Source organism: Bifidobacterium sp. N4G05, from assembly GCF_002742445.1.
Taxonomy (GTDB): domain Bacteria; phylum Actinomycetota; class Actinomycetes; order Actinomycetales; family Bifidobacteriaceae; genus Bifidobacterium; species Bifidobacterium hominis.
Window position 1 is genome coordinate 316,535 of the sequence record NZ_NJNQ01000003.1, and the last position, 24,136, is coordinate 340,670.

Here is a 24,136-nt window from a genome sequence, read left to right on the forward strand (position 1 = left end):
CCTTTTATTTTTACCTATGACGTGTGTTACTTGCGATTGCGCGCAATCGCCATTTCCTGCGATATCCGCAGTACGTGCGAGACGTACTCATCACGAGCATCGCGATTATTCGAGGCATAGTCATCGCATGTTTTTTGCGGAACCTGCGATTCTTGCGGAACTTGCGATTTGCTTGCGTCCTGTTCCTGTATTTCCAAACTTGGATATCGACTTTCGTCTCCGATCAAACCTGTTTTCACCAGATTCGTCTGCATGATGTCGAGCACGTGCATGAATTGGCGGATCTGATCGTCTTCAAGGCCTTCCAGCAGGATTCGTTCCATGTTTTTCGCATTGTCGCGCAAGACTTCGGCGATATGCCTTGATTTGTCCGTCAACACGATTTTCTTCAGTCGTGCGTCGCGTTTCACCGGTTCGCGCGCGATCAGGCCCTTCTGCTCCATCAGCCCCAGCACCCGGCATGATGTGGATCGGGTCACGCCGAAGCGTTGCTCGATGTCTTGAGGAAAGATTTCCTCGTTGTCATGCCGTGCGAGATACACGATGACGTCAACGTTGCCGTTGCTGATGTCTTCCGCCGCTTCAGGGCGGGTGACGCGCAGATACCGGTTGACCACGTTGTGCAGCGAGCGAATGGCCACGCTGGGGGGCTTTGCCAAGCCGCTTTCCCAGACTTCGAAGAGTCGCGAGCCAGTCGGTTCCTTGTATTGTTCGTTCGTCACTTCTGTCACAGCGTACATAGTAAACCGTTGTATATGCAACTGTTGCACATGCAACAATCGGCGTGTCGCACGTATCCGCTTGCCCTGAAAATCGTCATAAAGCAACAACCCCAGAGCAACCTTCCGACAATGCAAAGGCCGGGAAATCAGGTCCACACCGGTTCAGAGCAACGGACCAGATTCCCCGGCTTAAGCCTTGAATCCCGCGAAACTACTTGGTGAGTTCAGCATATTCGGCAAGCATGTATTCGAAGACCTGCTTGCCATCGGCACCCATCAGCACCGACATGCTGTTGATTGGCATGGAATCGAGGAACAGACGGGTCATGTCATTGTCGGGCACGATCGGCATGCGGCCGGCTTCACCTTCGGCACGCAGCTTCTCAAGCACCTTGGAGCCGAGCGGATCCTTGCGCCATTCCATGAAGTTGGACCATTCGGTGAGCAGCTGGGCCTTGCCGTCGCCGTCGAGCTCCACTACCGCGGAACCGGCGATGTCACGGCTGGACGTGCCGACCTCGATGGTGTATTCGCCGCTCTCCACGTGCCAGTCGTTGAACTTCTCAGACCAGTAGGCGAAGGCGCGATCGTCGAGCTCAAAGGAGACTTCGGCGGATTCGCCGGCCTTGAGGAACACCTTCTTGAAGCCCTTGAGCTCGTGCTTCGGACGAGCCACGTCGGCCTTGCCGGGAGCCACGTACACCTGCACGGTTTCGGCGGCGTCAACATTCGAGGTGTTCTTGACCACTGCGCTGACGGATGCGGTGCAAGCACCGGTCTTGACGGCCTTCACGTCGCTTACTTCGAACGTGGCGTAGCTCAAGCCGAAGCCAAACGGGTAGTCGACGGCCTTGTTATAGGTGTCGTAGTAGCGGTACCCCACGAACACGCCTTCGCCGTAGTCGACATGACCCTCTTCGCCCGGCCAGTTGATGGTGCTTGGGTCGTCGTTGATGTCGAACGGAATGGTCTGCGCAAGCTTGCCGGACGGGCTCACCTTGCCGAACAGCACGTCGGCGAGCGCCGGACCGCCGGACTGGCCGAGCAGCCAGGATTCGAGGATGCCCTTGGCGTTCTTGGCCCATGGTGCCACGGTGACGACGGAACCGTTGGAGAGCACGACCACAACGTTCTTGTTTTCGGCTGCGACGGCTTCGAGCAGTGCGATCTGCTTGGCCGGCACGTCGAGGGTCTCACGGTCGAAGCCTTCGGATTCGGCCGCATCAGGAAGCCCTAGGAACATGAGCACCACGTCGGCGCCCTTGGCAGCTTCGACGGCTTCGACTTCGAGTGCCGGATCGGCCGGTTCGAGGTCGAGGGTGAAACCTGGAGCGAACTTGACATCCACGCCGCGTTCGGCGAGGGTGTCGAGGAAGCTGGTCATCTTGGTTGGGGTGATGTGCGAGGAGCCGCCGCCTTGGTAGCGCGGGGTACGCGCGAATTCGCCGATGACGGTGACCTTGGCATCGTCAGCGACTGGCAGAATGGCGTCATCGTTCTTGAGGAGCACCATGGATTCGACGGCGGCCTGATGTGCGACTTCGTCGTGGGCTTCGACGTCGAAGCGATAGTTTTCGATGCTCATGGCCGAGCGGGTCTTGTTGACCAAGTCGATCATGCCTTGTGCCATGCGGTCGAGCTGTGCCGGTTGGATGCGGCCGTCACGTGCGGCGTAAACGATCTGGTCGTCGGTGTAGCTTGGCGGCATTTCGAGGTTGAGGCCCGCGTTGAGGGAGGCCACGCGGTTGTGGTCGGCGCCCCAGTCGCTCATGACGATGCCTTGGAAGCCCCATTCGTCGCGCAGCACGTTGGTGAGCAGCCAGTGATCCTGGGCGGCATGTACGCCATTGATGCAGTTGTATGCGCACATGATGGTCCACGGCTGGGCTTCCTTGACGATGTGTTCGAATGCCGGGAAGTAGATTTCGCGCAATGCACGCTGGGAGATGTTGGCGCTGACGCGCAGACGGTCGGTCTCCTGGTTGTTGGCGGCGAAATGCTTGAGCGAGGTGCCGACGCCCTTGGACTGCACGCCTTCGACGATGCCGACCGCCTCGTGGCCGGCCAAATACGGATCTTCGGACCAGTATTCGAAGCAGCGGCCGCCAAGCGGGTTGCGCTTGATGTTCACGCCCGGGCCGAGGATTACGGCGACCTTCTCTTGAATGCACTCTTCGGCCATGGCTTCGCCGACCTGGTGGATGAGTTCCGGGTTCCACGAGCTGGACAGGCCCGCGGCCGGCGGGAAGCAGGTGGCTGGCACGCAGTTGTTCAGGTCGACCTCGCCGGTGGTGGCCGAGTTGGACTTGCGCAGGCCGTGGGGGCCGTCGGTGATCATGTAGCCGGGAATGCCCTTGGATTCAATGCCCTGCAGATGCCAGGCGTCGCCGCCGGAAGTCAGGGATGCTTTCTCTTCAAGTGTCAGGTCATTGATGGAAGGATAGGTTTTTTCGCTCATACGTTCCTCTTTCGCATCGTTTTCTTGAGTTCGTATCGGTTAACCGGTTTGTGGAATCTCAACCCCGAAATCTTTACTAACCGGTCGGTAGGTACTTTATCAAAACCAACATCACAACACGCCAATCATCTTTGAAAAATCAGTTAACCGACCGTAAAGTAACTGCAGTACTCACAACATACGAGAAGACATGGCGTCAACGCATATTTGCAATGCATCGCGGTGCGTACAAGTCGCCATCATGAAGGGCAAAAGAAAGGATCATCATGGCCAACGAAGAAGTCGACCGAAAAGCGGAGATCCTCAATGCGGCCGTCGAACTGTTTGGAACGCTCGGTTATTACGGCACTTCCCTGCAAAAAATCGCCGACCGTGTGGGCCTTACCAAGGCCGGCGTACTGCATTATGTCGGCAGCAAAGAGGGTCTGCTCGCTTCCGCATTGGACGAGGTCTATGATTCCGAAACGGAAGACATTCTGACCGATATGGTACGTGAGCCGCGCCCGCTGATCGCCAATATGTGGCGCAAAATCGTGGCGGTGAACGCACGCAGACCGCTTCAGGTGCACATGTTTTCCACATTGAGTGCCGAAGCGATCGATCCGAACCACCCTGCGCACGAGTATTTCGCCAACCGCGAGCTGCATAATGCCGATACCGCACTCAACATTCGTTGGCGCGCGCCCGAAGGCGTTGATACGCGTCGGCTGCTTAATGCGGGATTCGCCATGATGGACGGCGTGCAGCTGCGCTGGCTGCGCACGCCCGGTCAGGACCTGAACGCCATGTGGGCGGAATGCGAAGACGCCCTGTTCCCCCTGCCCATGTGGGAGGGCTACCGCTGACCCCCTATCCTGAAACACATACTTGTCCACTCATACAAGTCCAAATTCCTCCAGCCACTGGAGAAATCATCCCGCCAGAAGCCCTTCCAACAGGCAAAAACCTCCAGTCACTGGAACAATCACCCCGCCAAGAACGTCATCAGCATCCCAAAACCTCCAGTGACTGGAAGAATCCAGACTCCAAAACCCACCCTAACTGACCAGATTCTTCCATTCACTGGAAGAAACACCCCGCTTAGAACCTCACCAGCGTCCCAAAACCTCCAGTCACTGGAAGAAATGGTCACGTCTGGAGGCAGCTGTTGTAGCCTAAATTTGGGAAGACGTAAAGGAGGCATGTATGCGGATCTTGCTGGCACCGGACTCGTTCAAAGAGGCCGCTTCGGCTGAAGCAATCGCGCAGGCGATGGCTCGCGGCGTTATGTATGGTAACCCGCAGGCAGAATGCCGGCTTTTACCGCTTTCCGACGGCGGAGAGGGATTGACGCAAGCGTTGGTTCACGCCACCGGCGGCACATTGCGCGATGTCGAGACGGTTGATGCGATCGGCCGCCCGATTACCGCACAATATGGCTTTCTTGGCAATAACCACGCTTCTTGTAATCTCCATACCGCCGTGGTCGAATTGGCTTCAGCAAGCGGACTTGAGCGGGTCTCCCCCGCCGACCGCAATGCGCTGACCGCTTCCACATTCGGCACTGGCTTGCTGATTCGTGCGGCGATTGATGCCGGAGCGGATCGCATCGTGCTTGGATTGGGCGGTAGCGCCACCACGGATGGCGGTACCGGATTGGCACGCGCGCTTGGGTTTCGTTTTCTCGATTCGACAGACCACGCTATTCCGCTTGGCGGCGGCGCTCTCGCTGATTTGGTGAAGATTGACGATTCGGAAGTCCCCGATTCCGTGAAGAATATTCCAATTATTCTTGCCTGCGATGTCACCAATCCGTTGACTGGCTCCGAAGGCGCCGCCCATGTATTCGCCCCGCAGAAAGGCGCGAACACAGCACAGGTCGAACTCCTCGATCAGGGACTTGCGAATCTCGCACACGCGATCATGCAATACAATGGCCGCGATATTGAGCGCATTCCCGGTACAGGCGCCGCGGGCGGTACCGGCGGCGGGATGCTCGGCCTGTTCAATACAACAGTACGGCCGGGAATCGAACTTGTGCTCGATCTTGCGCATGGTCGAGAAGCATGCGCATGGGCCGACGTCATCATCACCGGCGAAGGTTCCATTGACAGTCAGACACCGTACGGCAAAGTGCCGAGTGGCATTGCGAAACTGGCGCAATCGCAAGGAAAACCGACTATCGCCATCGGTGGAACGGTAACCCGCGATTCGCACACCATCGAAGCGCTGAACGAGGCCGGCATTGTCGCGACGTTCGGTATTGCGCCCGGGCCGGCGGATCTTGCGACGCTGATCGCCGGCACGGAACGCAATGTAGAAATCACCTGTGCCGCAATCGCCAGCACATTGCGCATTACTGCAGCTACTTCACCCTGCGAATCAGCATGACATTATGCAAGACAGAACATTATGCAAGACAGAAATGTTACGTGAAATTACATGAGCCGCCCACGATCAGTATTCCGTAGGCGGCTCATATCAGATCGTGTCGATTATTGGGTTCTGTGACACGGTTTATTTCGTTTGCTTACGCGACAGTGAAGGTGGTGCGCTTCAGGTCTTCGCGGCGGCTGGAGTGGCCGATAAGCACTTCGAATTCGCCCGGTTCGACGATTCGGTTGGCTTCAGAATCGACGATGGTGCAGTCGGAAACAGGAATATCGAATACGACGGTCTTGCTTTCGCCTGGTTCGAGTTTTACACGCTGGAATGCCTTGAGTTCACGATCAGTCCAGCTGTAGGAGGTCACGATGTCGCCGATGTAGAGCTGCACTACTTCCGTGCCCTTGCGATCGCCCGTATTGGTGAGGGTGATTTCAGCATGCACGGTGTCGGTTTCGCCGAATGCGCCGGATTCCGGAACGTTGGTGACCGTCGGTTCGCCGTATTCGAACGTGGTGTAGCTCAGACCTTCGCCGAATGCGAATGCCGGATCCTGTGTGAGGTCGGCGTAGCGGTTGCCGTGCTGGCCGCGAATCTGGTTGTAGTAGACCGGCAGCTGACCTGCATGGCGTGGGAAGGCGATCGGCAGGCGTCCGCTCGGCTCGGTTTCTCCGAGGATGATTTCGGCGATGGCCTGGCCGCCCTTCATGCCCGGGCTTGGAGCCCACAGCAGAGCCGAAGTGCCTTCGGCCGGAGTTTCGTCAACAATCACACCGTTGGTACCGATCACGGATGCCGGCAGCACCTGCGGCTTGGAACTGACGAGCACCACCACGAACGGCTTGCCGGTTTCGCGAGCCACGTTCGACAGCGCATCGATCAGTGCATTCTGTCCGCCAAGCAGTTCGAGCGTGGCGGTAGAGCAGCCTTCACCAATGGCCTGAATCACATCGCCCACCACGGCCACGATCAGGTCGCTTTGGCGAGCGTTTTCCACAGCCTCGTCAAGCAGCACGCGGTCAAGCTTAGCGGAAACGCCGATCTTCGGGCGAGGCTGGCCATCCGGATAGAACTCGCCTTCCGGATCGGGCGCCAAATCCACGATGTTGGCACCGCGAGAGTACACGACCTCGCAACTTTCCGGAGCGAGTTGCTTGAAACCATCAAGCACGGTGGTGATCATTTCACGCGGATGGCCATCAGGCATCCAGTTGATCTGGCCGGAGCTGCCGGCCCAGTCTCCCAACTGGGTCTGGGCGTCATCGGCGAGCGGGCCAACGACCGCGATACGCTTCGTACCGGCCACGTTGAACGGCAGCGAACCGTTGTTCTTCAGCAATGCCACGGCTTCGCGAGCCACTTCAAGGTTGAGCTGCTGATGCTCTTCGGAACCGATCACTGCATCGATACGCTTCTGGTCGGGCAAGCGTGGATCTTCGAACAGTCCAAGACGGAACTTCAGTGCGAGAATACGAGCCACGGCGGCATCGATCAACGATTCGTCAAGCAGACCGGTCTTCACGGCTTCGATCGCACCCTCGTAGAACTTTGGCGTGGTCATCACCAAGTCGTTGCCGGACTTGACCGCATCGGCAGCAGCCTGTGCATAGTCAGGCTTGACCTTCTGCTCCCACACGGAACGGCCGACGTTGTCCCAATCGGTGATAAGCGTGCCCTGATAGTTCCAAGCGCCACGCAGCTTGTCGGAAAGCAGCCACTTGTTGAAGGTGACCGGCACGCCTTCGATGGATTCGTAGCCGAGCATGAAGGTGCCGCATCCTTCCTTGGCTACACGTTCGAACGGCGGAAGGAACCAAGACTCCAGCTTGCGGTGGCTCAGATCGGCTTCGGAAGCGTCACGACCTCCTTGGGTTTCGGAATAGCCTGCGAAATGCTTGGCGCATGCGAGGATCGCGTCTTTGGCGAGAGGCTCACCCGCTTTGGCTCCACCCTGATATCCCTTGACGATGGACGATGCCATTTCGCCGATCAAGCACGGATCTTCACCAAAGGTTTCGCCCACACGACCCCAACGGGTGTCTCGTGCGATGCACAGCACCGGGGAGAACGTCCAGTGCACACCGGTGGCTGACACTTCCTCGGCGGTGGCACGGCCTGCGGCCTGCACTTTTTCGGAATCCCACGTGGTTGCCATGCCCAGCTGCTCCGGGAAAATGGTGGCTCCCGGCCAGAAGGAATAGCCATGAATGCAGTCGTCGCCGATCACCAGCGGGATGCCGAGACGGGTTTTGGTGTTCACCGTTTCCACGGCTTTCGGCAGATCAGACGGCGAGGTGTGCAGAATGGAACCGACATGCTTGTTGACGATCAGATCGTCCAAATCGCCGCTGCGCGCGTCAAGCTGCATCATCTGCCCGACTTTTTCCTCAAGGGTCATGCGTCCAAGTAGATCAGCGATGCGTTCCTCAGTGGAAAGTTCCGGATTTTTATAGGGCAGATTTGCAGTATTTTCAGTGGTTTCGGTCATGGATTGCTCACTTTCCTCATTGAAGCGATTTCCTTTAATTACCAATTGGTAGTTTAACGCATCATATGTGCATCCGCAACTCGACATAACCACATCAATGCAAAAGGCGAGAGCGCCATCGACCTCCCGCCTTTTCACACGAAAACATGCAATGAAATATCAAAAAAGATTCAACAATCAGCGATATGCATCCCACAACGGGGACGGAAACAGCATGTTTTCCATCTGAGCCCACTCTTTGCACAAATCAACTTCAGGCTCGCGCAACCACCATAATTGCACGCCATCCATAATTTCCATGGCCTTACGCACCACCGGACGCATACTCGACTTCCACGAACCCAATTGCGGAGGAATCAGCCAAGGATATTGCGAATAGTTCTCCCAAATATCGTCCATACGAGCAGTGAATTCATCATGCAACGGATGTTCAGGATTCAACGATTCCGCAGAAAGCACGGTAAACAACTGCACCATCATGCGGCGACGCGAATTATGGCGCACCAAATAGCGCAAATATGCAGGAAACAGCGGCGCGGTAGGGTCGCTGCCAGGCATGCCGGACGCGAAGAAATCCTCAGGAGTACCCGTTTCACCGTAATACTCGTTGAACACCATGGCCAGCATATTGTCTTTATTGCCGACATAGCGGAGCACGCCCTGCTTGGAAATGCCCACCCTGTCGGCCACGTCCTGGATGGAAATGCCATTGAACCCACGCTCGCTGATCAACTGAACCGCAGCATCCAGCACTTCCGCTCGACGCTCCTGCGGTGATTTTCGGATACGTTTCGAAGTCTCTTCCTCTGCCATGATTCCGAGTCTAATGCACCTTGCGTCGATTGCCGTTGATTGACTGCCTATGGCACGTCATCGTGAGAGGTATCCGCCCGAATCCATCCATGACGCCATACGCGAGTCAGATCCCACGCCTCAAGATTGCCGCCGTTGCGAGGATCCCGCGGCGGTTTCCCTTCGCCACTACCCGGTTTCGCGGAGCGCGCAAGCTGGTAGCTCCAATAGATCTGCCCCGCCGACACGTCCCATGCCGCGCGTTGCAATCGTGACACTTGGCGGTATGCAGCCGATCGGTTTTGGCTGTGTAGGGCCCACTGATTCTCCACGCACCACTCGCCCACCAGCACGGGAATACGACGAGCCGCCAAACGGATGGCGATGCCACTCGCGCCCACCAACATCCGGTACAGCCATGGCAGTCGCCGCGATCGCAGGTACAGCCGGCGTGCCGGTCCCGAGAACAGCGGATCCTCCATCGCGATGAGATACTGATGGGTGTCGAGCATGACGTTGCGCATGCCAGCACGACGAAACCAACCGCCCCAGCGGAGTAGTCGGAAACCGTCATGGAATACAATCACGGTTTCCGGACGTAGCACGGCGCGTAACCGGGCGTAAGCGTCGCGGTAGAAGCGCTTCAGAAACCGCAGTGAGACATACGTGCTACCGGAAGCCTCATGAGAGTCTTTCGCCGTGTTCGACGTGCTATGGAACACCGACCAGCTCACTGGTTCGTTGAGTACTTCGATGCTGTGCAGGGCCGGTTCGTCGCGGTATCGGCGAGCCAATCGTTCCAGCACGTTCAGCGTGTACTCCACCAAGTCCGTATTCTGCGCCCATTTGCACACACCCGTCAGACCGCCGTTGTCGAAACCGTTCTGCGATTCGGGAACAGTATGCAGGTCAATCATAATCTTCAATCCCGTCTCCCGCGCCCAGCGGAACGCGCGGTCGAGGTACGTGATGCAGCCCGGATGCCCGGGCCAGTCGCCGAAGATGAAATACGGTATGGGAATGCGTACGAGGTTGATTCCGTGACCGACGATAATACGGAAATCCTCCAAGGTGATGTAGGTTTCGCGGTGCCGGTGCAGTTCCTCGGCGAGATTCCGTTCGGACCAGAGGGATACGTGCGTGCGGTGCATCCAGATTTCATCGTCTTCGGCGCTGCGGGTGAACGGTTTCGGATCCATCCATTTCTCCAGCACCAGCCAGTTGCCGAGGTTCACGCCGTCGATTCGCTCGTCGATGCCTAGCACCATGCGTCTCACCGCCCTTACGTTCGGGGGTTGCCCGACTTTTCGCTTCCGCCCATCACAACCCATGGCAAAACCCATTCGGCCCAATGGGCCAAGGAACCGCACATCATTCGCAACGTTCCTTGGTCCATTGTATGCACCCCGCGAGCGGCCACGCGGCCGCTCGGAATCGGATCACGGCCGGATCAGGGTCGTTGAATGATCGTGATGGCCGGCCGGGCGGGATCAGTCGACGGGCTTCGTCTCGTCTGCCTCGTAGTCGAAGAAGTCGAAGTCGGCGGTCTTCTCGTGCAGAGCGGCGTCGGTGACGGCGATGCCGACCATGGTGCCGGTGAATTCGCCGTACTTGCAGTATTCGTCGGAGAAGGTGGTGGTGTCGAAGTCGGGTCCGATCTGGGCCCAAGCTTCGCCGTCATAGCTCCACTCGAACCAGGTGCGGCGACCTTCGATATTCAAACGGAAATAGATCGGCTTGTCTTCCACAGCAACGCGAGTGTCAAGCATTTCCGTCTTTTCACCGTTTTCGAGACGCACAATCGAAATCGCGCCGCCGCCAAGCGTCTGTGAATAATACTTGCGCAGGAAAATATTGTTCATGTTGTCGTAGTAGATGGTCAAGCCAGCGCTGTGCTGGTAGACTTCCGGCTCGAACTCCATTTTGGTGGTTACCGTGGCATACACGCTCGTCAGCTTGCGCGTAAGCAGGCTTGTACGATTCAGCGAGGCAAGCGATTCCTCACCACGAATACGCAGCCAGCCCGGGCGTTCCGTGGCATTCGCGAACGTGCTCGGCATCTGACGCGGCGAGTAGTACCAGTTCCCCAGCTCGCCGCCATCGAAATCGTCAAGGCTTGGAATTTCCGGCATCGGCACATCTGGCAGATTCGGCTCCTCGACTTCAATCTTTGCCAGATTAGAACCGTCAGCCATACGCAACCAACCATCAGGCGTCCACTGCATCTTCTGAATGGCGGTTTCACGGCCAAGCGTGCAACGCAATTCCGGCACGAACGGACGGCTGGTCAGATGCACAAGATACGTCTCGCCGTTCGGCAGATCCACGTAAGAGCCGTGACCGGACTTCTGCAGCACAGAATCCGGGTTGAAATAGCGCGGCTTGAGATGATCGTCATCGGCGCGTTCGTTGGATTCCTTAGGCTGTGAGGTGACGAGCGGACCGTTTGGGTCCGGCTCATATGGCCCCCACACGTTACGTGAACGGCCCATGGTCACGGCGTGGTTGTAGCCAGTGCCGCCCTCGGCGCACATAATGTAATACCAGCCGTCACGCTTGGTCAGATGCGGAGCCTCAATGCAGCCACGATCAGTAGCGCCACGCCATATACGCTTCGGATAGCCAACCACATGCTTGGTTTCCGGATCATATTCCACACAGCAGATCACACCCGGCTTCTCATAGCCTTCACGGGTCTCCCACTCCAAGCTGACGATGTACTTCTTGCCATTGTCATCATGCAAAATGGACGCGTCGAAACCGGAAGATGTCAGATATACCGGCTCGCTCCACGGACCTTCAATGCTCTTTGACTTAATCAGATAATTATTCACGTCGAAATAGCGTGCATTCATGGAATTCATAACGCCGTAAATCACGTAGAACATGTCCTCTTCCTCACAATACGTGAGACATGGAGCCCAAATGCCCTTCGCGCTCGGCAGCTTGGTGAGGTTCGGCTTCGTATCATCAGTGAGCACGTGGGTGAGCAGCTCCCAATGCTTCATATCCTTCGAATGGTAGATCGGAATGCCCGGGAACCATTCGAACGTAGAAACGGCAACATAGTAGTCGTCGCCTTTACGGCAGATGGCCGGATCAGGATTGAAGCCTTTAAAAATAGGATTTTGCAGCATTATTTCTCCTTTGATTTCTGCTTTTTTATTCAGTCACCGCAGTTTTTTAGTTACTGCAGCGTCCGTCTGGGTCTGCGATGCTCTATTGCTGACACGCTCCAAGGCCGTTCTGGCCGGTTTTTACGATCTTCAACAGAGCATCGCAAACTCCGGCTCGTAACGTTTTGCGTTACGTTGCGTTGCACTTACGCAAGTTGAATGTTCCCGTAGTTTTCCTTTTTAAAGGGTGGAAGGAGAAATAGGGAACCAGTTTTGGGCGATGCAGCGGCCGAGGTCCCAAGAGTCCCAACCGATCCAGCCGGGGGTGTTGACCGTGTCGGTGAGCAGCTTGTAGTTCCAGTAGTAGAAGCCGTTGCCGTGGCTCCATGCATTCAACTGCGATTCGGCGACGCCACGGTAGAGAGCACGCTTTTCTTCGTCGCTAAGCGTTTCCGCTTGAGCGCCTTCTTCGCCATTGAGCACGCTTTGTCCGCCATGGGTATCCACACCGCAGCCGACAGAGTTGAACAAGCACCATTCGCCTACAATCACCGGGAAGTATTCGTTCATTTCAGCAATCATTGGCGCGTACGTGTTCTTCACGAAATCGTCGTAGCCTTCCACGGTTTGCGGGCAGCCCATCATTTCGGCAGTCATCAAATACTGGTGCGTGTCAAGAATCACGTTTTCGAATTCCGGCGCAAGTCCGCCGTCTTCGCCGCGCATGAAGTCCTTCCACTGATCGATGCCGAAGCCATCATGGAACACCACGGCCTTGCTCGTCGGCAATGCACCCTTATCCACATCGCGCAGGCGATGGTATGCGGTGACATAGAAGTCCTTCAGCCAGTCGAATGCGATCGGACCGGTCCCTTCGGCCAGTTCGGGGTCGACGGCCTTGTATCGTTCAGTCACGTTCATCATTGGCCACGACGTGGTGGTGTTCGGCTCGTTGATGATTTCAATACCCATCAACGCTTCCCTATCGCCATAACGCTTGGCGAGACGTTCGAGCACGCTCAACACAAATTCGACTTCTTCCGGCAGCTGCGCCCACTTACACACACCGGAAATACCGCCATTGTCGAAACCGTTCTGGCTCATCGGAGCGGTATGCAAGTCGATAAGAATGGTCAGACCGTACTTTTCAGCCCAATTGAAGGCCTTGTCAAGCTCATCAATACAACCAATGAACGGTGCTCGATCGCCGAAAATAAAATACGGTACCGGAATTCGTACGGAATTCAATCCCCATGATTTGATGGTGGCGAAGTCACGTTCATTGACATATTCCGCACGATGCGTTTTGATGCGCGCCTCATACACGGCCGGATCGAGTTGCGTCGGCAGATAGTATTCGTCATCAGCAGTGGTTCCATCGAATAATGCCGGGTTCATCCACTTTTCCAGAACCAGCCAGTTACCCAGGTTCACGCCCTTGACGTAATTGAGATCCATATGCACTCCTTCGTACGCTTTCAACCGTAGTTTCTATTACTTAGTAACTACTTAGTTAAATGATAATACGTTTTTCTTCTTTGCGCAATTCGCAACGAAAAAACGTCTGCATACGGCGATTAGTAACTAATCACCGCAGACAAACGTCCTACAACACAACACCGGCTTGCGGAGGTGTCAGGAAAAGTGGGAAACCCACCACCCGGCATCCAACAAACCATTGCCACAGCCAAGCCAACATGTTACGCACACATCCACGTCAGCCGGCAAAACTCCCCGTCAGTCCAACACGAACGCGTTACCTGAACACGGAACAAGCGTCACCTTGATACCATGATCGGCATTGCAAGGATCAGCAAATTCAAAAACCCTCAGCATCGTCATGGGCCCTCCGTGTTCATCACTTTGCAATTGTATGCTTCCTCACGGAAGACCCCGGACCCAATCGAGAAGAGGGAAACGATGGATCCGGGGCGATCGTTCAAGGAAGGATTACTTACTTGACCTTCTTGATGGCCATGATGAAGAAGCAGCCGATGATAGCCAGGGCGATGGCAGTCGGGAAGGCGAAGTTGTAGCCGAGGCCCACCACGATGGTGGACATGATGACCGGGCCGCACATCTGACCAAGGGTGGTGCCCATGTTCAGAATGCCCAGATCCTTGCCAGCCTCTTCCTTGTTCGGCAGCACATCAACGAGCAGAGCCTGATCGACCGCGGAGTAGACAGCGTAGCCGAGGCCAGCGATGCCAGCGAACAGGTACATGCCCAGGGTGGACGGGATCAGCCACGGCATGGCGATACCGATAGCGAAGAGCACGGAAGCCACGACAACCGGAACCTTACGACGGCCGATGAAATCGGAAACCGGGCCGGAGATGAAGGAGCCGACCAGAGACATGACCATCATGATCATGGAAACGACAGACACGGTGACAGCGGATTCCTTGACGGACTGACCAATGTAGTTCTGGATGATGTAGAGCTGGTAGACGTTGATCATCTGGTAGCTCATGATCATGCAGAAACGGCCAGCGAAAGCCTTGTAGAAGTCGTGGGCGCCAGCGAACTTCGGCGGACGGAAGGATACGAGGACGTCCTTGAAGGAGCCTTCTTCCTTCGGCAGGAAGTCAGCGGACTGTTCCTTCGGCAGGATGATCACGGCGACGATGCCGCCGAGGAACATGAGCACGCCCGCGACAGCGAAGCCGGCAGTCAGGTTTTCGATGAAGAATGCGCCGATCATGGTACCGATCGGAGCACCGATGGTAGAGCCTGCGCCATAGAAGGCGGACATGGTGCCACGAATGCCGGATGGCACACGGTCAGACAGCACGGCGACCAGCGGGGCGATCATGCAGTTGAGGCCGAACATGCAGGCGCAGTAGAAGATGGTGAGCAGCACCGCGTTGTGCGTGGTGCCGGTCAGGAACAGGGTGACGCCACCAAGCACCGCACCGAAAACGATCCACGGAGTACGACGACCGAACCTGGAGCGGGAACGATCGGAGAAGTTGCCGAACATCAGGTTGGCAACCAGGGATGCCACTGCGGTGAACGCATTGACGATGCCAACGAGAGCATCCGGATCGGCGCCTTCGATGGTCTTGTAGTGCATCGGCAGAAGCACGGCGGAGACGATGCCGAGACCCGACATCCACAACACGCCGAACAGCAGGAAGCCTGCGCCGAAACGGATGGTGTTGACCTTACTCAGTGGCTTGCCGGTTTCAGGAGACAGCTGCGGATCCTTGTCCGCAGCGGCGATGTTGGCGTTATAACGCACCAAACGCTCCTCTTTGCTTGCGATTGTTTCACTCATGAAACTCTCTCCTTCGATTCATGTTTCAGTAGTGTTTTCTGTGATATTCCTGTTTTCCGATAGGGCCTCTCTGCCCAGTCAACTAACTACCACTTGGTAACTAGCTGGTTTTCATCATAGATGCCTTCTCAAAAGAACGCAAGTCAGACGCGAATTTTTCCGACGGCAGCGTTTTTCGAATAGCAATCCACAACGATTCGCCCCATGCAGAAAACTTCAGTTTTTATTACTTAGTAACTGCTTAGTTAAAGCATATTACAATCTCTTGTATCTGTCATTTTCCGGCGTGTCCCAACGTTTCTACCACACTTCCTCTCCCCCTTCTTGTAACTTAGTAAGCACAAGAAAGGAGAACGCATGCGTCGCCGCACCGAAAGCAAAACCAAGAAACGAATGAGCGCAGAAGACCGCAAGAAAGCGATTCTCGAAACCACGGTCTCCTTCATCTCACAATTCGGATTCTGGGGATTTACTATTCGCGACGTGGCACAAGCTCAGAACATCACCGAAGCAGGCCTCCTTTACTACTTCAAATCCAAAGAACAACTCCTTGAAGAAACACTCAAATACGCCGATCGTACTAACCAAATCGCCATTGCAGAGCATCTTGGCGTTGAAGGCGTGACCGGCGAAGTCTTGCAAGACGGCATCGCATACCATTGCGATCTCGGACTCAAGGCCATCTCCACGGGAACCGTGGAAACCAACGCAGGCCGACCCGAAATGGTTCGCCTCTACACCCTGCTCGAAAGCGAGGCCCTAAGCAAAGACCATCCGGTGCACGAGTATTTCGAACAGCGTGAAATCAATCTGCTGAAGGAATACACGTTCGCAGCCAAACGAGATGGCGTCGCCGATCCGAAACGCACCGCACTGCAGGTGCTATCCGCCATGGAAGGCTTGCAATTGCGGTGGCTCAACGGATCTCACGATATCGATTTCATTGGGGAATGGAAGGCCATGATCGACCTTCTCATTCCCTAATCGTTCTCTTTTCGCCGATTTCAGCCGGCGATCACCGCAACATTCCAGCGGCCGATCGTCAGCGGATCGCCCTGCTTGACAGCAGCACCTTCCTTCAGCGCGACTTCAGCAGTTGCAGCCTCATCGACGTTGCCGTCAGTGGCGATGGCAACCGGGGCAACCACCACTTCACCTGCGACCGGGCTTGCAACAGTAACCTCATCAGCCGAATAGTTGAGCAGATAGGTCACGTTCTCGCCGCGAGCGTTTACGCCCTGACGAACTGCAATCTGACCCGCGAGCGCGGTTCCGGCACCGGCGACACTGGCATGCTCCACAGCTTCGCGCATGACCGCACGAATGGAATCGGCGTCAAGCAGGGTGGCGATCCACTCGGCGTCGCCCTTGCCGAACGCGTGACGTGTGACTGCGGCGTAATCCTTCCAAGCGTAGTGACCGTAGGATGCGAGCACCTCGGTATCGGCGTCGGCGTTCAGCAGTTCGATCAGCGCTTGAGCGTCGGTGGACGCGGTTTCGGCGAGCGCACCTGCGAATTCCACGGAAACGTGGCCGTTTGGGCGGGTGAACTGGTTGTACGTCATGCCGAACACGTCGGTGAGGTTGTGCGGCGCGCGGTCGTGCCATACGGTCACCTCGTCGTCGGTCACGAAGGAGCGCATGGTAGAGACGAGGTGTCCGCCGTTGGAGACGAATTCACGCAGGCGATCGGTCGTTTCCTGCGGAGCACAGTACAGCGCCGGGGTCACAATCATCTCGTATGCGGCCAAACGCTCGGCGGGAGCGTCGGAGGGGATGAAATCGCATTCCACGTTGAGCTCGAACAGCGCGTCGTAGACATTGCGCACCACGTCGTTGTATTTGAGGGTGCCGCCGAATGGGAAGCCGGCTTCGATGAGGAACCAGTCGAGCGCGGTCAGCGATTCGTTGCTGACCATGATGGCTACTTTGTTGTGCTTCTTCAAGTGGACGAGCCGCTCCCCCACTTCCGGTTTGGCGATCTCGCGACCGAATACGCCGGCTTCGCGATACGTGGGGTTCGGTTCGAGGTCGTGGCTCAGCAGGCCCTTCCAATATGTTTCAAAGGAATTATGGATGGAGTGCCAGTGCCAGTATTCCACCATGTCGGCGCCGGAGGCGAGGTGGGAGTAGGCCTGCAGGCGCAGCTGGCCGGGGAATGGCACCCAGCCGTGCTGGCCTTGGGCCTCGGTTTCGAGCACCAGGTAGTTCTGGCCGTTCTTGGTGGAGCGGGTCATGTCGCCGCCGAAGGCGATCTCCTTGCCGGTCAGGTCGTCTTCGGTCGGGTGGTAAATGTCCACGCCGGTGATGTCCACAGCGGTCGCGGCCTTGAAGTGGTCGACGGCCGGCTGCACACCGTAGGAGTATCCGCGCCATTCGAAATCGAAGTTGTGGGTGATGAACTGGTCGTCATGCGCGTATTCGCGCACGATGTCGGCCTGCCACTGCAGGAAGGCGCGCACCTGATCGCGGCGGAACTTGTCGAATTCGCCGCCCAAGGACTCGTTGATGGTGGCGGTCACGTCCGGGAAATCCTCCCAGGAGTCGATGCGGTTGGACCAGTAGTCGAGGCCGAAGTGGTGGTTGAGCTCGTTCAGATCGCCGTGGAACTTCTCGCGCAGATACTTGACGAACAGGCGCTGCATGTCGTTGGACACGGAATCGTAGTACTTGGTTTCATTATCGACCTGGTAGCCGATCACCGCCGGATGGTCGGCAACGTGGGAGATCAGCTTGCGGATCACGCGCTCACCGTAGAAACGGTAGGTGGCGTTGACAATGTCCATGATCTGGCGGGCGCCGTACTTGCCTTCGCCGTTCGGGGTGACCGCGAGCACGCTCGGATCGATCTTGACGAGCCAGCTCGGCACCGCGTAGGTTGGAGTGCCGACGATGACGTCGATACCGACACGCTGTGCCGCGTCGAGCGCACGATCCACATAGGTGAAGTCGAACGCACCCGGTTGCGGTTCGCAGGTGCTCCATGTGGATTCGGCAATACGGATAACGTTCAGTCCCGCTTCCTTCATCATCCTCATGTCTTCATCGACACGGTCGATGCCTTTCATCATGAGGTATTCGTCGTAATATGCGGCACCGAAAAGAATGTGATTTGCCTCGTAACGACTCATGGATCCTCCATCGTCTTCATTGACTTGTTACTGATTACTACTTATTTCTGCTGTTTCTGCATCTAAAGCTGTTTTATATTGCCTGCGATATCTCCGGAACATATCCTTAGAACATTCGTATCTAACAGCCATTAGATATAAGAAATCTAGATCTTCCAGATTTAGTTGTCAAGAACCGCATAATTTCAGGCGTGTCTTACCTAACAACCATTAGATAAAACGTTTCCTTAGTCGACAAATACCCAAATCAGCACCAACAAATGCGCCAAACACTTCATCGCTGCATCATTGCTGCCCACCAGCAAATTTCAACACATCACCCGCCATTGCGGCAGGGAAACAGGCATGAAAATGCCACGTATCCCCCTCGGAAGACGTTCGAGCAAATCCTCCTACAGATTCAATCCAACGCCTATGCAAAGCCAAACCCTTTTTCGACAACGGCTTATCAGGAAACAAACTTCGTAATGAAACATCATTCACCGAATCCACATGAACCCAATTATCATCATGCACACCAACAGCAATGTAGTACGTGCCCTCAGGACTCCCATGCACGGCAATATTCGTATACAATTCATGAACTAAAGAAAGAATCTCTCGAACATAATTACCGTCAAGATTATTCAAATTATCTATCTCTATTTTCGTCTGCCCATGAAAGCCAAGTTCTCGTAAAAAAGCATCCCCCTGTTCGCTGATACCCCGTAATTCAGCAAGGTAAGCGTGTTCATCCTGTTGAGACTCTTGCCGATCGCTGCCATGCATCATGTCAACAACATCCCGCACCTCATGCAAGGTTTCAACAACAAGCGTTCGCAACTTTCTCATCTCATGTTTGTCGGACGGATTCTCAGCATCCAACATAAATCCATCCAGCACAATCGCCATATATGTCAAATTACCTGCGATTGAATCATGAATTCGACCAGCCAACATATGTTCCCTACGCAAATATTCAACATGCTGGCTGAGCTTCTCATATTTCAGTTCATTTCGCCGAGCCTGATCAACAAATTCTTTCCACGCGAGTGATTTTCCAATAAAAAATGCGAAAAACATAACAAAAATCAGCATGACGTACTCGTTCAACGGCACACCGTCAGCATTAAACCGCCACATTCGAACCGTCGACACCGCCAACGGATACAACACGTCCCACCACGATGTGATCCGCATTCCCACATATCCCAAAGCCAGCCAAGTCCCCCACAAAAGACTGGGTCCGCCATCATCAGGAATGAAACAGCATGCCACAAAAGTCAAAAGCACAATATTGCAGCACACACGGGGTCTCCATGGCATCAATACAAGAGACAACACATGCACGCACACGAACAAAGCTGTCGCCGCACCTACGGGAGGGAATATCAACGTTTCCACAACAGTCATGGCAACGCAAACCACTATCAGCAAGTATTGAACATGATTAACGCACCACGACGCCAACGACTTCAGCTTGTCAGTTTTCACGCCCATCCATTTCCATCCATCGAATCACCGCCTGCGTTCTGTTCTTAGCGCCCAATTTCCTCATGACTCTTCGGACGTACGTTTTCACCGTAGGCTCCCCAATACCAAGCTTGGCACTAATTTCTTTTGAGGTGAAACACAAAACGCACAGCTGCATCACTTCCCTCTCCCGCTGCGAAAACGCCTCGCAAACGCCCTCTTTCCACCCTTCATTCAGCAGTCTTTCATGTGACTCCTGCGCATTTTCAGAAGACACATATTCAGCATTCGGACGCCGACCGTTCGCAAGTTCACACAAAGTCTGGCAAAGACCTCTCACATCCGCCTTGTCAACAAGGCAATCCGCTCCGTTTTCCAACGCGGACGCGCCGTAGCGTTCCAGAGAGAAAGCCGTCATGCCCACCAGCGCGATGCGAGCGGTTTCCACGCGAATACAGCGGCAAACATCACAACCGCTCATCCCCTCCAAAGACATATCCACCAGTAACACATCAAGTTGCGTTTTTGGATCAAGACCCTTTCGTACCGCCGTCGCACCATCAGACGCAGTCCAGCACACATCCGCCAGCGGAAGAATCCGTTCGACCATCAGCTTCATGACGCCAAGCGTGAGTTTGTCATTATCCACGATGCCGATTCGTATTCGCTTACCTACATACATGCATTCGCCTACCTACACACATTGCCGCCCGCATGCAAAGCATAATTCTTCAATATTTCACTCAGCCTGCTGCATCAACTCAATCAAACATCTCAACTCACGGTTGTAATTCTAATTCCTGATTGAGTTCCCGATTTCACTCTTTTTCGACGTTAATTCACGCACGAAATCATTCGATAAATCATCAAGCGAAAGACCATCCATGGACCATATGTTGCCATCGATACGTATCAGAGGAGTTGCGAATCCTTCCTTGCCAACAGCAATCAAATCATCTCTCGTGATTGTGTAATTCGTAGCGTACGTCACCCATCGAACATACCGTCCATCAACACTCTTCTTCGCTATCGAGGAAGGCACACCGGCCTCTTTCGCCCATTGAATTATTTCTTTATCTGGAACTGGTGCGTAATTTACTTCTGATGGTTGATTGCTTTCATCATATATTTTCGCAATAAACTTGATAATATGTTCGGGATCATGTTCCGAAATATAAGCAATAGCGCTCGACACTCTACTCGAGTAGGTGTCCGTCGATTTTCCATCCAAAAAGTTCAGAGGATGAATTTCTATTTTGATTTGCCCTTCTTCATACATTTTTTCGAGCGTATCGTTAAGAATTCGATCAACCTGCCCACATGCCGGGCACAAAGGATCCAAATAGATCTCCACCGTGGGAGCTTGCTCCTCTGAGCCTACGAAAGACGCCAAACCACCTTGCTTCGTGGCATTTGAAGGCTTACTTTCGACATTTTGCAACAAATCGTAAGCTCCGCCAACATCATCACGATGCTTTTCCGCTGTCCCCTGGAGGAAAAACCCCACAAACGCAACAATAATTAGAGCTGCGATAATGCACGCAGTGATGAACAACGCAAACCGCTGCTTCTTCTTATCTGACTTGGTTCTTTGGAACATACAATGCCAATCTTCATACGCTACAGATTCCTACGGCACCATTATGTCCATCCCCATTTCCCGATCGCCCATTCCATCACCTCTTGTCATCTTCAGATGACAGCACCACTACACCTGGCAGCCGTTCACGCTGCCTCAAACACGCTTCAAACCCAACATTTCACCCATAACTCGCTTATATATGGCAGAATCACGGATCCGACAGGAGACATCTCGACTATATATGGCAGACCTTCCCGGAACAAAGCCAGTTCAGGGGTATTAAAAGGCCTTTTCACCTACTTGACCCGCCATATATAAGCGAGATACAGGCCAATCGGGCTCTCACAACACCACACACGGCTCTAAAACTTCCAGTCAGAGGAGGAATTACCCCATTTATGCGCCTTTTAGCGTCCTTATTCTTCCAAGGACGCTGAGGGAGTCATGCGGCTTAGCGGTAGCCGTCCCAGATGGGCGAGGGGAAGATCATCTTTTCGAAGGCAAGCCATTCGTCGTAGAAGTCAATGGGCGGCTGGCGGAGCCAACGCAACTGAATGCCGTCCATTGCCTCCAAACTTTGCCTCACGTATGCCCGCATATTCTCCCAACCACCGATTTCAGGCGGCAGCTTCCAAGTAAAACTCGAATAATGCTCCCACACGTATTTCGGTCGATTCTCGAAATAGTCATGCAACGGATGATCCTCGCTGAACGACTCGGTTTCCAACACCATGTATAGCTGCAACAAGCTGCGTCGGCTCGCATTGTAGCGAACCAAGAATCGCAAGTAGGCGGGGAATAGCATGCCTTCCGGATCGCTGCCCGGCAATCCGGATTTTGCAAAATCAGCCGGAGTGCCTTCCTGATCATAATTGTCGGTGACTAGCAGCGACAGCAACCGTTCCTTATTGCCAATGTAATGCAGCAATCCAGGCTGGCTCATGCCAATCGCATCAGCAATATCTTTCAACGATGTACCGTAATACCCCTTTTCCCCGATAAGACGGCTCGCCGCAGCTATGATTTCCTTCTTACGTTCCTCAGGTGATTTCCGAACGCGCTTCTTCCCCTCATTACCCATACGGAACAGTGTACTATCTACCGTTCATTAGACAGGCGAAATCGTATCAAAACACAGCATTTCCACTCGCCACATAAAAACGAGCCGATCTTCAACAGACCAGCTCGAAATTACATTCAAAACCACTTCGAGATCACATTCAGTCAGCCTCAGCCAACCAAAAATATTCGAAAAGCAGTTTTACTTCTGGAATACGTCAGGATGCTTTGGATCGCCGGGTTCGTCGGCAAGCACACCTTCGAGCCCTAAGAATTCCTGCCAGAATTCCAGCGAATTGCCATACGGAGCGGCCTGATGGCCACGCGCCTGCAGGTTCGCCTTCGCCTCAAACACGTCTTCCTCACGAATACCATCGAAATACGATTCGAGACGCTCACGGTTCGTCGGATCGTAGAACAGCGATCCGATGATTTCCGTCAACCGTTCCGCACGCGCTACCGGCAGCGAATCCCAGTGACGGAATTCAATGAAGTTCTTCAAACGGACGTCATTGAAATGTGTGGAAATCACATGATTGATTTCGTATGCGTTGAGTTCACGATCAGGATACACGTCGTTCGCATTCTCGTAGAATGCAGGATGATGCAGATCAGTTCCGGGAGTTTCCAACGCTTCCGGAGTGTGCGTCAGATCAGCGAACATCATCGGCGTGCTCAACACGTCGACCGCATAATCTTCCCAACCGAAGCGAGAATCGAACAATCCTGGAATAACGTTCGTACGCTGGAAATCCAAATAATCCCACATGCGTTGGCGCAGCAGCGGATACGGATTCTCCTGCCCCTCGAAATACGGGGTGTTACGGAAGAACCATGCGAGGATCGGACCGACCACCGTACCCAAACGCAGCTTGGAAATCGCATCCTGTTCGGAAACATAGTCAATGCTGACCTGCGTCGATGCGGAGCAGCGCATCATGCACGGGCCGAACTGGCCGACGCGCCCCAAATACGCGGTCATCGACTTGTAACGATCCTTCGGATTGACGGGAATGTCGGCATAGCCGGACTTCGGCTGATACCCGTAATTGACCAAGCGAAAGCCAAGATCGTCAAGTACAGGATCGACTTCGCGGCGGAACGCACCATAAATCGTGCGCAGATCTTCCGGCTTATGCAGAATGCCCAGCGAGCATTCCAGCTGACCACCCGGTTCAAGCGACACAGAAATACCTTCGCGGCCAAGACCAACAAGCCTGCCGTTCTCCCAGTATTCCTTGCTTTCGTCGTAATACGGGCGAATGCGGTTCAGCAACGCCTCGATGCCATTCTCCTCGTAATAGTTCACGGCGGTATCATCGCTGTTATGCACCGGCAGATGCTCGATTTCCACACCGAAACCGCCGGTTCCGCGCTCTTGGCAGCCTGATTCGAAGAATTTGACCAGACTTTCCACATGCTTCGGGTTCGGCTCAGTAAGCAGGTGTGCATAAGAAATTCGTGGCGTCGTCATGTTGGCAATCCTATCGAAACGCATTGATGAGCACGGCGCAATCGCTATACGAAAAACTGATAGCCAACTCTTGCGTATATCGAACCGAATACACATTTTCGGTTAAAACAGACATGCTCTGCAAAGCCGGCCAATAATAATTAACAGCTACTAATAAGGTCAGAAGCAATTACCGTTATTTGAAGAATTGTTTGTATATATCAAATGAAAATACCGAC

The 24,136-nt window shown here is 54.6% G+C and carries 17 protein-coding genes; 3 read left to right on the forward strand and 14 right to left on the reverse strand.

The annotated features are described in order from the left end of the window. Positions 1-26: 26 nt before the first annotated feature. Together CE153_RS04530 and CE153_RS04535 are read right to left on the reverse strand one after the other, a co-directional pair. On the reverse strand, positions 27-740 hold the full coding sequence (locus tag CE153_RS04530) for a MarR family winged helix-turn-helix transcriptional regulator (protein ID WP_236824462.1): 714 nt from the start codon (positions 738-740) through the stop codon (positions 27-29). Between the two features lie 193 nt (positions 741-933). Continuing rightward, entirely contained in the window at positions 934-3,180 is a 2,247-nt protein-coding gene (locus tag CE153_RS04535; RefSeq protein WP_099595274.1) for an exo-alpha-(1->6)-L-arabinopyranosidase, read from the reverse strand. A 266-nt stretch (positions 3,181-3,446) separates the two neighbouring features. On the opposite strand from CE153_RS04535, the gene CE153_RS04540 reads away from it, so the two are divergent. Both CE153_RS04540 and CE153_RS04545 read left to right on the forward strand, forming a co-directional pair. Beyond that, positions 3,447-4,025, forward strand: a complete 579-nt coding sequence (locus tag CE153_RS04540; RefSeq protein WP_099595275.1) for a TetR/AcrR family transcriptional regulator — start codon at positions 3,447-3,449, stop codon at positions 4,023-4,025. A gap of 340 nt (positions 4,026-4,365) precedes the next feature. Next, a complete protein-coding gene (locus tag CE153_RS04545) occupies positions 4,366-5,550 on the forward strand; it encodes a glycerate kinase family protein (protein WP_099595276.1) in 1,185 nt (394 codons plus the stop codon). Positions 5,551-5,689: 139 nt separating this feature from the next. Here CE153_RS04545 and CE153_RS04550 read toward each other — a convergent pair whose 3' ends face one another. The 6 genes from CE153_RS04550 to CE153_RS04575 form a co-directional block, all read right to left on the reverse strand. Continuing rightward, on the reverse strand, positions 5,690-8,032 hold the full coding sequence (locus CE153_RS04550; RefSeq protein ID WP_099595277.1) for a glycoside hydrolase family 3 N-terminal domain-containing protein: 2,343 nt from the start codon (positions 8,030-8,032) through the stop codon (positions 5,690-5,692). A gap of 177 nt (positions 8,033-8,209) precedes the next feature. Next, positions 8,210-8,845 carry a TetR/AcrR family transcriptional regulator gene (locus CE153_RS04555; RefSeq protein WP_099595278.1) on the reverse strand — a complete coding sequence of 212 codons (636 nt, stop codon included), beginning with the start codon at positions 8,843-8,845 and terminating at the stop codon, positions 8,210-8,212. Between the two features lie 47 nt (positions 8,846-8,892). Continuing rightward, positions 8,893-10,092, reverse strand: a complete 1,200-nt coding sequence (locus tag CE153_RS04560) for a glycoside hydrolase family 5 protein (RefSeq protein ID WP_180753401.1) — start codon at positions 10,090-10,092, stop codon at positions 8,893-8,895. Between the two features lie 222 nt (positions 10,093-10,314). Next, positions 10,315-11,961: a glycoside hydrolase family 43 protein gene (locus tag CE153_RS04565; protein ID WP_099595279.1), complete on the reverse strand. Its 1,647-nt coding sequence runs from the start codon at positions 11,959-11,961 to the stop codon at positions 10,315-10,317. Positions 11,962-12,180: 219 nt separating this feature from the next. Beyond that, entirely contained in the window at positions 12,181-13,398 is a 1,218-nt protein-coding gene (locus tag CE153_RS04570; RefSeq protein WP_099595280.1) for a glycoside hydrolase family 5 protein, read from the reverse strand. 496 nt (positions 13,399-13,894) lie between these two features. Then, complete coding sequence (locus CE153_RS04575) at positions 13,895-15,220, reverse strand: MFS transporter (protein WP_099595282.1); 1,326 nt, start codon at positions 15,218-15,220, stop codon at positions 13,895-13,897. A gap of 357 nt (positions 15,221-15,577) precedes the next feature. On the opposite strand from CE153_RS04575, the gene CE153_RS04580 reads away from it, so the two are divergent. Further along, positions 15,578-16,204, forward strand: a complete 627-nt coding sequence (locus CE153_RS04580; RefSeq protein ID WP_099595284.1) for a TetR/AcrR family transcriptional regulator — start codon at positions 15,578-15,580, stop codon at positions 16,202-16,204. Positions 16,205-16,224: 20 nt separating this feature from the next. On the opposite strand, the gene CE153_RS04585 is transcribed toward CE153_RS04580, so the two are convergent. From CE153_RS04585 to CE153_RS04615, 6 genes are all read right to left on the reverse strand, one after another. Continuing rightward, entirely contained in the window at positions 16,225-18,351 is a 2,127-nt protein-coding gene (locus CE153_RS04585; protein WP_099595286.1) for a beta-galactosidase, read from the reverse strand. Between the two features lie 285 nt (positions 18,352-18,636). Further along, on the reverse strand, positions 18,637-19,830 hold the full coding sequence (locus tag CE153_RS04595; RefSeq protein WP_099595288.1) for a histidine kinase: 1,194 nt from the start codon (positions 19,828-19,830) through the stop codon (positions 18,637-18,639). Then, positions 19,814-20,485 (reverse strand): response regulator transcription factor, encoded by a 672-nt coding sequence (locus tag CE153_RS04600; RefSeq protein WP_039199107.1) that lies wholly within the window; start codon positions 20,483-20,485, stop codon positions 19,814-19,816. Before CE153_RS04600 ends, CE153_RS04595 begins: the two co-directional genes overlap by 17 nt. Before the next feature lie 111 nt (positions 20,486-20,596). Continuing rightward, complete coding sequence (locus CE153_RS04605) at positions 20,597-21,403, reverse strand: DsbA family protein (RefSeq protein ID WP_099595290.1); 807 nt, start codon at positions 21,401-21,403, stop codon at positions 20,597-20,599. Between the two features lie 433 nt (positions 21,404-21,836). Beyond that, positions 21,837-22,466: a TetR/AcrR family transcriptional regulator gene (locus CE153_RS04610; protein WP_099595292.1), complete on the reverse strand. Its 630-nt coding sequence runs from the start codon at positions 22,464-22,466 to the stop codon at positions 21,837-21,839. Between the two features lie 180 nt (positions 22,467-22,646). Next, positions 22,647-23,918, reverse strand: coding sequence for a glutamate-cysteine ligase family protein (locus tag CE153_RS04615; protein ID WP_099595293.1), 1,272 nt, complete (start codon positions 23,916-23,918; stop codon positions 22,647-22,649). Positions 23,919-24,136 lie beyond the last annotated feature (218 nt).